Origin of the sequence: Sinorhizobium glycinis, assembly GCF_001651865.1 — a bacterium.
Lineage (GTDB): Bacteria > Pseudomonadota > Alphaproteobacteria > Rhizobiales > Rhizobiaceae > Sinorhizobium > Sinorhizobium glycinis.
In genome coordinates this window covers 334,871-348,045 of record NZ_LPUX01000053.1, presented here as the reverse complement: position 1 = coordinate 348,045, position 13,175 = coordinate 334,871, and the positions used below count along the sequence as shown (strand labels likewise).

11 protein-coding genes are annotated in these 13,175 nt (G+C 61.5%); 6 read left to right on the top strand and 5 right to left on the bottom strand.

All coding sequences use genetic code 11. From position 1 onward, the window contains the following. Positions 1-181: 181 nt before the first annotated feature. Positions 182-1,222 (top strand): porin, encoded by a 1,041-nt coding sequence (locus AU381_RS06575; protein ID WP_064240959.1) that lies wholly within the window; start codon positions 182-184, stop codon positions 1,220-1,222. 541 nt (positions 1,223-1,763) lie between these two features. On the opposite strand, the gene AU381_RS29550 is transcribed toward AU381_RS06575, so the two are convergent. The 4 genes from AU381_RS29550 to AU381_RS06555 all read right to left on the bottom strand — a co-directional run bounded on the left by AU381_RS29550 (position 1,764) and on the right by AU381_RS06555 (position 7,162). Next, positions 1,764-2,699 carry a tyrosine-type recombinase/integrase gene (locus tag AU381_RS29550; protein WP_064240958.1) on the bottom strand — a complete coding sequence of 312 codons (936 nt, stop codon included), beginning with the start codon at positions 2,697-2,699 and terminating at the stop codon, positions 1,764-1,766. 164 nt (positions 2,700-2,863) lie between these two features. Then, positions 2,864-3,865, bottom strand: a complete 1,002-nt coding sequence (locus AU381_RS06565; RefSeq protein ID WP_064240957.1) for a porin — start codon at positions 3,863-3,865, stop codon at positions 2,864-2,866. A 293-nt stretch (positions 3,866-4,158) separates the two neighbouring features. Then, positions 4,159-5,055 (bottom strand): alpha/beta fold hydrolase, encoded by an 897-nt coding sequence (locus tag AU381_RS06560; RefSeq protein WP_064240956.1) that lies wholly within the window; start codon positions 5,053-5,055, stop codon positions 4,159-4,161. Positions 5,056-5,095: 40 nt separating this feature from the next. Continuing rightward, on the bottom strand, positions 5,096-7,162 hold the full coding sequence (locus AU381_RS06555) for a lytic transglycosylase domain-containing protein (RefSeq protein WP_064240955.1): 2,067 nt from the start codon (positions 7,160-7,162) through the stop codon (positions 5,096-5,098). Between the two features lie 300 nt (positions 7,163-7,462). Between AU381_RS06555 and dapA the strand changes: the two genes are divergently transcribed. Then, positions 7,463-8,347: a 4-hydroxy-tetrahydrodipicolinate synthase gene (gene dapA / locus AU381_RS06550; RefSeq protein WP_064240954.1), complete on the top strand. Its 885-nt coding sequence runs from the start codon at positions 7,463-7,465 to the stop codon at positions 8,345-8,347. Next, positions 8,347-8,826, top strand: coding sequence for an SsrA-binding protein SmpB (gene smpB, locus AU381_RS06545; protein ID WP_014327765.1), 480 nt, complete (start codon positions 8,347-8,349; stop codon positions 8,824-8,826). The genes dapA and smpB overlap by 1 nt, the downstream gene beginning before the upstream one ends. Positions 8,827-8,940: 114 nt before the next feature. Here the strand turns inward: smpB and AU381_RS06540 are convergent, their stop codons facing one another. Beyond that, positions 8,941-9,519 carry a LabA-like NYN domain-containing protein gene (locus AU381_RS06540; protein ID WP_064240953.1) on the bottom strand — a complete coding sequence of 193 codons (579 nt, stop codon included), beginning with the start codon at positions 9,517-9,519 and terminating at the stop codon, positions 8,941-8,943. A 465-nt stretch (positions 9,520-9,984) separates the two neighbouring features. On the opposite strand from AU381_RS06540, the gene rpoZ reads away from it, so the two are divergent. The 3 genes from rpoZ to AU381_RS27695 all read left to right on the top strand — a co-directional run bounded on the left by rpoZ (position 9,985) and on the right by AU381_RS27695 (position 13,049). Beyond that, positions 9,985-10,389: a DNA-directed RNA polymerase subunit omega gene (gene rpoZ / locus AU381_RS06535; protein WP_064240952.1), complete on the top strand. Its 405-nt coding sequence runs from the start codon at positions 9,985-9,987 to the stop codon at positions 10,387-10,389. Between the two features lie 104 nt (positions 10,390-10,493). Continuing rightward, entirely contained in the window at positions 10,494-12,719 is a 2,226-nt protein-coding gene (locus tag AU381_RS06530; RefSeq protein WP_064240951.1) for a RelA/SpoT family protein, read from the top strand. 177 nt (positions 12,720-12,896) lie between these two features. Then, entirely contained in the window at positions 12,897-13,049 is a 153-nt protein-coding gene (locus AU381_RS27695; protein WP_064506653.1) for a DUF3563 family protein, read from the top strand. The last annotated feature ends 126 nt before the right edge of the window (positions 13,050-13,175 follow it).

The following is a 13,175-nucleotide window of genomic DNA, read 5'->3' as shown; positions in this document are numbered from 1 at the left end:
GGCGCAAAGGAGTTGATCTGACAAGTTGGACATTGCGCGCCCCTCTCGGTTTTGTATTTTCAACTCCGGAAGCAAGGGCGGTTGATCGTCCGACTTCTTGAACGTTGGGGATGGGGCAGGGAACGCTGTCCTTCAGCAAAGAAACCCAGACCCGTTTGAAACTTTTGACTGGAGGTCAGAAATGAACATCAAGAGCCTTCTTCTCGGCTCCGCTGCCGCTCTCGCAGCAGTATCCGGCGCTCAGGCTGCCGACGCTATCGTCGCTGCCGAGCCGGAGCCCCTGGAATACGTTCGCGTCTGCGACGCTTTCGGCACGGGCTACTTCTACATCCCGGGCACGGAAACCTGCCTCAAGATCGGCGGCTTCATCCGCGTACAGGGCTCGTTCGGCCGTGACGCTGCCGACAGCCGTTACAACGAGGAAGATTTCGGCGGTCAGTCCACGTCTGACTGGGACATGTTCTCCCGCGCTTACATCTCGTTCGACGCCAAGAGCGACACCGAGTTCGGCACGCTCACCGGCTTCTTCGCCGCTGAGTTCAACGCCGACAACGACACCGACGTTGGTGATAGCTTCATCGACGTCGACGAAGCCTACATCCAGCTCGGCGGCCTCAAGGCCGGCTTCTTCTACAGCTGGTGGGATAAGGGTCTGAACGGTGAAACCGACTCGCTCGGCAACGTCACCGAATTCAACTCGATCGCTTACCTCTACGATGGCGGCACCTTCCAGGCCGGTATCGCAGTCGACGAGCTCGAAGGCGCTACCACGAAGGCTAACGGCGTCGGCGTCGAAGGTATCGTCTCCGCTACGCTCGGTGGCGTAAGCTTCGACCTGCTCGGCGCTTTCGACACGGAAGTTGAAGAAGGCGCGATCCGCGCTCTGCTCTCTGCAGACCTCGGCCCGGGCGTCTTCCAGGCTGCTGCGATCTGGGCATCCGACCCGAACGCTTACTGGGCTGCTTCCGAGTGGAGCGTTGCTGCTTCGTACCGCTTCAACGCAACCGAAAAGTTCGCAATCACCCCCGGCGCTCAGTACTGGGGTGACCTGAACGACGGCGCTGGCGGCTTCGACTCCGGTGACGATCAGTGGCGCGTTGGTATCACGGCTGATTACCAGATCACCGAAGGCCTCGCTTCGCGTTTCACGATCAACTACACGGATCCGGACAACGCCGAAGAGGAAGTCAGCGGCTTCCTCCGCCTGCAGCGTGACTTCTAATCTGACCTGACCTCGGTCAGTAGTGAGAAGCCCGGCTCTTGAGCCGGGCTTTTTCATTTAATGCATGTCGTCCAAAAGTGCAGCGGTTTTGGGGTAACGACATGCATAAGAACAAGGACCTAAAGCGCGCCGCGTGAATACGTTCACACCACACGGCAGCAGCCTACTGGGCTTCGTCGGTTGCGGTACGGCAGGGTCTCTCCTCGGTCCTCATTCCTGTGCTTGTCACAGGAATCCAGCCAGCCCAAGTCCTTGGGCTGAAGACCCTTTCCGCGCCGCGGAGGCGGCGCTGCTGGATCCCTGTGACAAGCACAGGGATGAGGGCGGAAAAGCATCCCCAAGCCCAATTGCGCTATTGTCGTGTACTGTGGAATACATTTGATTCGACGCGCTTTAGTGGCGGCGGTTGGATGGATGAGTTGGCGAAACGACTCGGGGGTGCTTTCGCTTTGCCGATCTGCCGGCACAACACACCTATGCGCCCAAGACTTGGCCGCTGGGTTCCTGTGAAAAACACGGGGATGACGGACTGTTGATACGTCTAACTTGCCAGATGCCGCTCGAGCACGGGCACGCACATGTCCAGATCGTGCGTGGCCAAATGCGCATAGCGCATGGTCATGGTCAGCGTCTGATGGCCAAGCCACATCTGAACCCGCCGGAGATCGATGCCGCCCCGCACCAGCCGGGAAGCGCAGGTGTGTCTTAGGATGTGGGGAACGATGTCTTCCTCTTCTCCCAGCCCCGCATCCAGCTTGGCCGCATTCCAGGCAGCCCGGTATTTTTGCGGATCAACGGCGGTAAAAGGTCCCGGAGACCTGTTTGCAAGGGCATTCAGGACCTCCTTGGCTCTCGCGGTCAGGGGAACGGTGCGGCTGCGTCCTGATTTCGTGATCCAGAACGTTGCCCGACCTTCATGGATGTCATTCCATTTGAGGCCGATTGCCTCGCCAAGGCGGGCGCCTGAATCGACCAGGAATATCGAGAACTGCAAGAAGTAATCGGAACGGATCCCGATCTCTCGGAACAAAGCTTCCTCTTCATCAGCTTCGAGGAAACGCAGCCGTCCGGCTCTCTCCTTCTGACGCCGGAACTCCGGCAGACTATGGACATCGCCCATCTTGTACGCTTTCCGAAGCAACTTGCTCAGCGCCGCCATCTTTCGATTGATGGTCGCGTTGCTGTTGCCACGTTTGCGTAACGCGCCGATCAGATTGTCGAGCAAGTCTTGCGAGAAGGTGGAAAACCGCGCACCGAGTAGAATCTCGTCGAGCTCGCCGATGAAGGCCTTCACATTATATTTGTGGTGTCCTTCGTCCCACAGAATGTCGGCATAGCGATGAAACAACTCGGCAAGCGAGGTCTCCTTGACGACCCCGGTCGGCCCCTGCTGGCCAAAACAATAATTGACCTCGTACCCCGAACGCATGCCCGGGATCCCGAAGTCGCTCACCAATTTGTCGGCGTCCAACGTCACGTTTGCTGTTTCCTTCCCACTCTGCTGCGAATGGACCAAGAAACCGCTGGCGTTCAAGCCAGCGCTTATATTTCAGCAATCTCAATGAGCTAGGCGGCACGCATATGTTGCATAACAGCAACAGCCCGCAACTCTTAGAGTTGCGGGCTTGACGCTAAATCAGATTAGAAGTCGCGCTGCAGGCGGAGGAAGCCGGTGACCTCTTCGTCACCGTTATCCGGATCCGTGTAGTTGATCGTGAAACGGGAAGCGAGGCCTTCGGTGATCTGGTAATCAGCCGTGACGCCAACGCGCCACGCATCGTCGTCACCGAAGCTGGTGAGCGAGTCTTGCAGGCTACCCCAGTACTGGACACCGGGGGTGATTGCGAACTTCTCGGTTGCGTTGAAGCGGTACGAAGCAGCAACGCTCCACTCGGAGTCAGACCAGTAGGCGTTCGGGTCGGATGCCCAGATTGCGGCAGCCTGGAAGGTGCCCGGACCAACGTCTGCAGAGAGCAGGCCGCGGATCGCACCTTCTTCCCGTTCGGTGTCGAAGCCGCCGAGCAGGTCGACGCTTACGCCACCGAGCGTAGCGGAAACGATACCTTCGATGCCGACGCCGTTCGGCTTCGTGGTAGCAGCTTCGAGTTCGTCAACAGCAATACCGGCCTGGAAGGTGCCGCCGTCATAGAGGTAGGCGATCGAGTTGAACTCGGTGTTTTCGCCGATCGAGTCGGTTTCGCCGTTCAGGCCCTTATCCCACCAGCTGTAGAAGAAGCCGGCCTTGAGGCCGCCGAGCTGGATGTAGGCTTCGTCGACGTCGATCAGGCTGTCGCCAGCATCGCTGTCGTTGTCGGCGTTGAATTCACCAGCGAAGAAGCCGGTGAGCGTGCCGTACTCGGTGTCGCTCTTGGCGTCGAACGAGAGGTAAGCGCGGGAGAAGACATCCCAGTCGGAAGAACCTGAGCGATCTTCGCCGAAGTTGCCCTGAACGCGGATGAAGCCGCCGATCTTGAGGCAGGTTTCCGTGCCCGGGATGTAGAAGTAGCCCGTGCCGAAAGCGTCGCAGACGCGAACGTATTCCATGGGCTCCGGCTCGGCAGCGACGATGGCGTCGGCAGCCTGGGCGCCGGATACTGCTGCGAGAGCGGCAGCAGAGCCGAGAAGAAGGCTCTTGATGTTCATTTCTGACCTCCAGTCAGAATTGAAAATCGGGTGACCTGCTGCCTGTCCAAGGCAGCAGCTGTCAGCAGCTGCGGAGGGTGATTGGCAAGGTCCACATGGGTAAGATCGCAGTTGGCAGGCCCCGGTGCGCCCATCAAAGCGGCCGAAATCTGCAAGAGCCTTTGCTCACGGCAGATCCCTGCATCGGGTCGACCGCTCTTGCCGGGAAATGCCCCGCGGGGCAGAAGGGGGAAATCTGACCGCCGTCACCAGCCAATTTGGAGAGGGGGTGGAGGCATATGGCGCCTCCTTCGCTACTTCCGAACGAAGTCGTCGATCACCTGTTTCAGCCCGTCGAGATGCAAAAGCGGCGCGTGGCCCTGGCCGGGCGCGGTGACAGCAACCAGGCCGGGATGGCGCCGGGCCATTTCCTTCACGGTCACCGTGCTTAGCAATCGTGAATATTCGCCGCGGACCACCATTGTGGGGATGCCTGCAAAGGCTTCGAATTGCGGCCACAGCGACGGCAGCACGGCTTCGTTGGTGAGGCCTTGCAGTTGTGCCGCGATCGCCGGATCGAAATCGGCAACCGGAATCCCGTTTTCGTTGCGATAGAGCGCTTCGGCCATCTCGCGCCAGTCCGCTGGGCCGAGACGAGGGAAGTCTGCTCCGTGCATGCGCTGCAGGAAGCCTGGCGCCTCGGCCCAGCTGCTCGGCGCTCGTGGAGCGTTGAGGTAGTCCCTGATCCTCAGCAGCCCCTCGAGCTCGATCACCGGACCGATGTCGTTGAGCACGACGCGGGTGATGAGGGCAGGGGCTAAGGTGATAAGGTGATGCAGGATGAGGCCACCCCGCGACGTTCCGATGAAGGTCGCCTTGTCGATGCCGAAATGCCCGCAGGCTGCGATGACATCCTCTGCCTCGACGGCGATCGCGTAGCGGCGCGTGTCGCTGTCGCGCTCCGATTGCCCGCGGCCCCGATAGTCCAGGGTGACGACGGGATGGGCACCGCCCTCCGGAGAGGCAAGGAAGGCCGCCAGCGGATGAAAATCGCGGCTGTTGCGCGTCAACCCGGGCAAGCAGACGATGGGTGCCTTCTCGCGCCGCAGGACTTCGCTGCCGTAGCGCCTGCCGTAGAGCCTGAGGCCGTCGCTTGCGCGGAAATAATGGTCCTCGAACACTCGCGCCTCGCGCGCCACATGCACTCGCATGGTTCCACCTTCACCATTGCCGGATTATCCTCGCCACTGCTCAGGACGGGTTGCGGCCCATCCTCAGGTCGGCGACGATGTCCGCCTTTTGCCCAAGGCGGGACTTGTAGACCTGGTAGTTCTCCATCACCCGCTGAACATAGTTGCGCGTTTCCTGAAAGGGAATGCGTTCGATCCAATCGACCACCTCGTCGATCGGCTTGCCGCGCGGGTCGCCATAGCGCTCCAGCCATTCCGGCACACGGCCCGGTCCGGCATTGTAGGCGATGAACGTCAGGATGTAGGAGCCGCCGAACGTGTCGATCTGCTCGCCGAGATAGTGCGAGCCGAGGGTTGCGTTGTAGCCGGCGTCCGTCGTCAGGCGGTCCTTGGAATAGGCCAGGCCGTAGCGGCTGGCGACGCCCTTGGCGGTCGCCGGCAGAAGCTGCAGCAGGCCGCGGGCATTGGCCGCTGACACGGCGGCCGGATTGAAGGCGCTTTCCTGGCGGGCGATCGCGTAGGCAAGTGCCTTGCCGGCCCCGCTGATATTGGCGTCCGACGGGATGACGCCGAGCGGAAAGGCGAGTGCGGCGACATCGATGCCGCGTCCGAACGCGATCTTGCCGATCTGCAGGGACAGCTGGTGGTTGCCCGCCTTTTCCGCGCGGGCCGAGAGAATGGCGAGTTCGCCAGGGCTGGTCAGGTCTTCAGCGAGCGCCCGGTAGAGGCTCTCCGCACGCCAGCCGTGGCCGGCCGCTTCCAGCCGTTCGATCGCCCGCACCGGTTCGCGACCCTCCAGTCGTGCGCGATCCTCTGGAGTAGGCGAGGGATAGGTGACGTTGAGGGTTGGGCGCCCAAGTCGCGCCGCGGCGAGTTGGCCGTAGAATGTGCCTGGATAGCGCGCCGCATTGGCGAAATACTCGTCCGAACTCCCGGGACCGCCGGCCTCGGCGGCACGTCCCAGCCAATACCAGGCTCGCGACGCAGAAATCGGCCGGCTGGACGCCTCAAGGATCTTGCGAAAGTGACGAGCTGCCGTGGACGGATCTTCCAGCCCGCGAAGCGCGTACCACCCAGCATGGAATTCCGCGTCGACCCTGTCGGCCGATTCGGTTGCGGCGTGATTGGCGGCAACCCGGTAGGCTCGGCGGAAATCGCCCTTGTCGAGCAGCCCCCGGCTGACGATCCTTCGTTCCGTCCACCATTCGCCGGGATCGACGAGAGAATTGCTGGTCTTCGGCGCCAGGGCGAGGAGCTCTGCCGCGTCCTCGAACTTCTCCTGCTTGCGCAGATGTTCGATGCGCACGAAAAGATAGGCGGGATTGTCGCGCCACGAGGGGTCGACCGCTTTAATCAGAGCCGCCGCCTTGCCATTGCCGCGAATGACGGCAGCCCACGCCCTGTAGAGCGATTGCGCCTGCCCGAGTTCGCTGAACCGCTGCGCCTGCTCGACACGGCTGCGGTAGAGAAGCATCTCCATGCGGCGCCTGTGGTCGGCAGGCGCAAGCAGGGAGGAGAACTCCGAAAGGATCTTGCTTTCCGTATCCGTGTCCAGCGCCTCCTCTAGCCAGAAAGCACGGAGGTGCTGTGCCGCCGCGTCGGCCTTCCCCGCGGTCACGAGAGCCCGCGCGAGGATGATGGCGCCCTCCGCCGTTTCCGGCCGGGTCGAGCCGAAGGCGGCGATCACGTCTGCCGCACGCGGATTTTCGCGATAGAGCGCCCGCTCGGAACGGTCGCGCAGCGTCTTCAGGCCGGGCCAGCCCTGAAGCTCGCGCTGCGCTTCGGCGATCTCGTAAGACGGTATGTCCTTCTGCCCGGAAACCGCGATGGCCCAGGTGAGGATATGCCGGTCGAGCGTTGCCGCACGCATGCGGTTGCGGATGGTGATCGCCTCGGCTGGGTTGCGGTCGGACAGGGCATCGAGGCCGGCTTTAAGATCTCCGTCGACAGGCGCGACCGCGGCCCGTATGGCGCCGGTGACTTCGCTGGCCACGACGCGAGCCGATTTGCCGGTAGAGCCGGGCTTGCCCGTCGGCACGGGTATGCGAGTCTCGTTTGCAAGGGCGGAGGACGCCAGCATCGCGGCACCGAGAATGGCGGCGACAGGCAGAAAGAGTGGTCCGCGCATCAAGCCCCGTGCTTCCCCGTTTCTCTCAACTTCATTAGCTGCCGGATTCACCAGCGAAACGTTAGCGGACAACCGTCGTCGCTGCAATCGCCGGCAAAAAGCCAATCCTCCCGCATCCCTGGCTGGCCCCTGCCGAGCGGCGCGCGTCGCGCGGTCGAATTGCAGGAAACTGCTAGGAAATGCGCCTGTCCGACGCTTGCCGCGGCCATGTCACATGATTATGGTGCGGCAGTTTCTAACCGTCGATTGCGGCCAAAGCGTGGGCGCGTGTCTTGCCCCTTCAGCCGTCAGGAGTTGTGCATGTTCAAGGGTTCCATTCCCGCACTCGTAACCCCGTTCACGTCCACCGGTGCGGTGGATGCGGAAAGTTTCGCCGCGCATGTGGAATGGCAGATAAAAGAGGGCAGCCACGGTCTGGTGCCAGTCGGCACGACCGGTGAATCGCCGACCCTTTCCCATGACGAACACAAGCAGGTGGTGGAACTCTGCGTCGAAGCGGCGGCGCGGCGCGTGCCGGTCATCGCCGGCGCCGGCTCGAACAACACGACCGAGGCGGTCGAACTGGCACAGCATGCCGAGCAGGCCGGCGCGGATGCAATCCTGGTCGTGACGCCCTATTACAACAAGCCGACGCAGAAGGGCCTCTTCGCCCACTATGCCGCGATCGCCGAAAGCGTGAAGCTGCCGATCGTGATCTACAACATCCCGGGTCGCTCGGTGGTCGACATGAGCGTCGAAACCATGGCCGCGCTGGCAAAGGCCTATCCGACGATCATCGGTGTCAAGGACGCGACCGGCAAGATCGAGCGCGTTTCCGAGCAGCGCATGGCCTGCGGCAAGAGTTTCGTCCAGCTCTCCGGCGAGGATGCGACGGCGCTCGGCTTCAACGCGCATGGCGGTGTCGGCTGCATCTCAGTGACTGCCAATGTCGCACCGCGTCTCTGCGCCGAATTCCAGGAGGCGACCCTTGCCGGCGACTTCGCCAAGGCGCTGGAATATCAGGACAAGTTGATGCCGCTTCACAAGGCCATCTTCCTCGAGCCCGGCCTCTGCGGCGCGAAGTATGCGCTCCATCGCCTCGGGAGGATGAGCCGCGCCGTGCGCTCGCCCCTGCTGCCGACGCTCGAGCCGTCGACCGAAGCGGCGATCGATGCGGCGCTCAGGCATGCAGGATTGATGAACTGATGGCACCCAAGGGCAGCGAGCGTACGGTCCGGAAAGTGGTGGCGGAAAACCGCAAGGCCCGCTTCAACTACGAGATCGTCGACACCTACGAGGCCGGTCTCGTGCTGACCGGCACGGAGGTCAAGTCGTTGCGCGAGGGAAAGGCCAATATCGCGGAATCCTACGCGACCGACGAGGGTGGCGAAATCTGGCTGATCAATTCCTACCTGCCGGAATATCTCCAGGCCAATCGTTTCAACCACGAAACCCGGCGTCGTCGCAAATTGCTGTTGTCGAAGCGCGAGGTGAACCGGCTGCAGGGCGCCGTCAATCGCGAAGGCATGTCGCTGATCCCGCTCAGGATTTATTTCAACGAGCGGGGCAGGGCGAAGCTGGAACTGGCGCTCGGCAAGGGCAAGAAACTGCACGACAAGCGCGAGACCTCCAAGGAGCGCGATTGGAACCGGCAGAAGAATCGCCTGCTGAAGGAGCGCGGCTGATCCGCTGCCGCGCCGCCCTTCCCTCTCCGCGGGAGGGAACCAAATAGCGGACTCGATTCGCGTCGTTCCCACTCGCGCGATGGCCGGGTTAATCGGGATCCGTTGGTTTCTATATTAAAGCTCGGCGTCGTTGGCGACGGGCTCGGCCGGGCGCGGCACGCGTTCGGACGGCTCACGGCCGATCTCGCCCCTGAGTGTGGCGAGATCGATGAAGTGATCGGCCTGGCGACGCAGGTCGTCGGCGATCATCGGCGGCTGCGTCGACATCGTCGACACGACGGAGACCTTGCGTCCCTTGCGCTGCAGCGCCTCGACAAGTGTGGTGAAATCGCCGTCGCCCGAGAAGATCACCAGGTGATCGACGGTTTCGGACTGCTCCATGGCGTCGATCGCCAGCTCGATATCCATATTGCCCTTGATCTTGCGCCGTCCGAGCGAGTCCGTGAATTCCTTGGCCGGTTTAGTGACGACCTTGTAGCCGTTGTAGTCAAGCCAGTCGATCAGCGGGCGGATCGAGGAGTATTCCTGGTCCTCGATAAGGGCGGTGTAATAATAGGCGCGCAGCAGGTAGCCACGCTTCTGGAACGCCTTCAGCAGCTTTCGATAATCGATGTCGAAGCCCAGGCTCTTCGAGGCGGCGTAGAGATTGGCGCCGTCGATGAAAAGAGCGATTTTTTCGCGAGGATCGAACATCGTAATTTCCTTTTCCATGCCCTGCGCATTATACCCGACCGCCGCGGCGGGGCTGCGCAGAAAATAGGTGCATTACATTAATAATTGCTGATATTGCAAATAATGTAAGTTATGCCACGCATTAATCCAAGCGGCGTACGGTGCATATAGCAAGTTTTAGCAGTTGCTCCAGTTCATCCACACTTCAATTTACGATTGCTGGTGGAGTTTTTGGCTGATAGCTCCTGAAATACAATCCGTATCTGTATCCCTCGGCCGCATCGCGCGCATGTCGTATTCTAACATGAGGCCGGGCATGATGTGAGCGCCGGACGCAGGAAAAACTTGAACTTATGCTGTTTTGATTGTATCCGGGCGGCTAATTCCAGAAATCGGAGCTGCAAGTGCCGTCCTGTCGCGGCTGTTCCGGTTTCATGTCGTTAATCCTGCCGCGGCTGCCGCCGCGCTCTCGCAAAGGACAAGGCCATGGCCCGCGTCACCGTCGAAGATTGTATCGACAAGGTCGAAAACCGTTTCGAACTCGTCCTGCTTGCCAGCCACCGCGCACGCCTGATCTCGCAGGGCGCCCCCATCACGGTCGACCGCGACAACGACAAGAACCCGGTTGTTGCCCTGCGTGAGATCGCCGATGAGACCCTTTCGCCCGGCGATCTCAAGGAAGATCTGATCCATTCCCTGCAGAAGCATGTGGAAGTGGACGAGCCCGAGCCCGACGCGGCCGCGATCGCTCAGGCGGAACCCGCTGCTTTTGCGGAGGCTGCGGAAGACGAAGACCAGCCGGAAGCGCTGACCTTCGATCGCATGTCCGAAGAGGAGCTGTTGGCCGGCATCGAAGGGCTGGTACCTCCGGAAAAGAGCGACGACTACTGAGATCCGTTCGCGAACAGACGTTCCAAACGTGTTTTCGAAGCAGTGCGCCACTCATATGATTGGCGCACTTTTTGTTTGTCTGACTTTGATGGAGCCGCCTGCGGATGATGCGCCAATACGAGCTCGTTGAGCGCGTGCAGAAATACAAGCCCGACGTGAACGAGGCCTTGCTGAACAAGGCCTATGTCTATGCCATGCAGAAACACGGCCAGCAGAAGCGGGCAAGCGGCGATCCTTACATTTCCCATCCCCTGGAAGTGGCGGCGATTCTCACGGAAATGCATCTCGACGAATCCACGATCGCCGTTGCGCTGCTGCATGACACGATCGAGGACACGACCGCGACGCGGCAGGAGATCGACGAACTCTTCGGCGAGGACATCGGGGCGCTTGTCGAAGGCCTGACGAAGATCAAGAAGCTCGATCTCGTCACCAAGAAGGCCAAGCAGGCGGAGAACCTGCGCAAGCTTCTATTGGCGATATCGGATGATGTTCGCGTGCTCCTGGTGAAGCTCGCGGACCGGCTGCACAACATGCGCACCCTCGAGCACATGTCGGCTGAAAAACGCGCGCGCATTTCCGAGGAGACGATGGACATCTATGCGCCGCTGGCTGGGCGCATGGGCATGCAGGACATGCGCGAGGAGCTCGAGAACCTCGCCTTCCGCCATATCAATCCGGAGGCCTACGAGACCGTCACGAGGAGACTGGAAGAGCTCTCCCAGCGCAACGAGGGCCTAATCAAGAAGATCGAGGAGGAGCTGAGCGAGCTGCTGCAGGCCGAAGGCTTGAAGAATGCGCAGGTGAAGGGACGTCAGAAGAAGCCCTATTCCGTCTTCCGCAAGATGCAGTCGAAATCGCTTTCCTTCGAGCAGCTGTCGGATGTCTGGGGCTTCCGCATCGTCGTCGACGATATCCCCTCCTGCTATCGGGCGCTCGGCATCGTGCATACCCGCTGGCGCGTCGTTCCCGGCCGCTTCAAGGACTATGTCTCGACGCCGAAGCAGAACGACTATCAGTCGATCCACACGACGATCATCGGGCCGTCGCGCCAACGCATCGAACTGCAGATCCGCACCAGGCGCATGCATGAGATCGCCGAATACGGCATCGCCGCCCATGCGCTTTACAAGGACCGCGACGCTGTCACCGGTGACCCGACACGGTCTCCGACGTCGAATGCCTACGCCTGGCTGCGCCGCACGATCGAGTCGCTCGCCGAAGGCGACAATCCCGAGGAATTCCTGGAGCACACCAAGCTCGAGCTCTTCCAGGATCAGGTTTTCTGCTTCACCCCCAAGGGACAGTTGATCGCACTGCCGCGTGGCGCGACGCCGATCGACTTCGCCTATGCGGTGCACACCAATATCGGCGACACCTGCGTGGGCGCCAAGATCAACGGCCGCATCATGCCGCTCGTCACCCGCCTCAACAATGGCGACGAGGTCGAGATCATCCGCTCGGGCATCCAGGTGCCGCCGCCCGCCTGGGAGGAGATCGTCGTCACCGGCAAGGCGCGCGCGGCGATCCGGCGCGCCACCCGTGCCGCAATTCGCAAGCAATATGCGGGTCTTGGCTACCGCATCCTGGAGCGCACCTTCGAACGAGCCGGCAAGATCTTCTCGCGCGAGGGGCTGAAGCCGGCGCTGCACCGGCTTGGCCAGAAGGAAGTCGAGGATGCGATCGCCGCGGTCGGCCGCGGCGAACTCTCCTCGCTCGACGTGTTGCGTGCTGTCTTCCCCGATCACCAGGACGAACGCGTGACCGTCAAGCCGAGTGCCGACGACGGCTGGTTCAACATGCGCAGCGCCGCAGGCATGGTCTTCAAACTGCCGGAGCGCTCGAAGGAGGTCGCCGCGGCGGGGCAGGTGGAGGGACCGGAGGCGCTGCCGATCCGCGGCCTATCCGGCAATGCCGAGGTGCATTTCAGTCCAGCGGGGGCCGTTCCCGGCGATCGCATCGTCGGTATCATGGACAGGGACAAGGGGATCACCATCTATCCCATCCAGTCGCCGATCCTGCAGAAATTCGACGAGGAGCCGGAGCGCTGGATCGACGTTCGCTGGGACCTCGACGAGGCCAACAATAGCCGCTTCATGGCGCGAATCGCCGTCAGCGCGCTGAACGAGCCAGGCACCCTGGCGGAGATCGCGCAGGCAATCGCCACGAGCGACGTGAACATCCGCTCCCTTTCCATGGGCCGCGTGGCCGCTGATTTCAGCGAATTGCAGTTCGATCTCGAGGTCTGGGATCTGCGACAGCTCAATCACCTGATGACGCAGCTCAAGGAATTGCCCTGCATTTCGATGATCAAGCGCCTCTTCGAATAGGCCGCGCCGAGGTCGGTGCGGGCATCGGTCTGCTTTCTCTGCCTTCTTCTTGAGCAGTGGGCAACGTTGAATCGGCATGCCATGCGCAACACGCATGGCTGCCGATTGATCATGACGCTGGTGGAACACCGATCGCTAAATTACTTTCGGCTCGGGAGGTAAACGAAGAGGTTTGCCATGTTCAAGCAGTTGAAGAAAATCACCCGTGCCCTGCACATTCCTACCGTCGCGGAGCGCGAGATCGCCTATCTGAACGGTTCGGTCGACCGCATCGACCTCGAGTACCGTCAGCGCCAGATCGACCGCGGCCTGTTCCGTAAGGGTTTCTGATCCGCAGGCGGCGCCCGCGCGACGGTTCCCGGATCCGAAGGATCCGGCTTCCCTGGCGGCCTGGGAGTACGGCGCGACGTTGCGAGAAGACGATCTCGAGCTATGCGTTTACCGAATGGCTCGGAT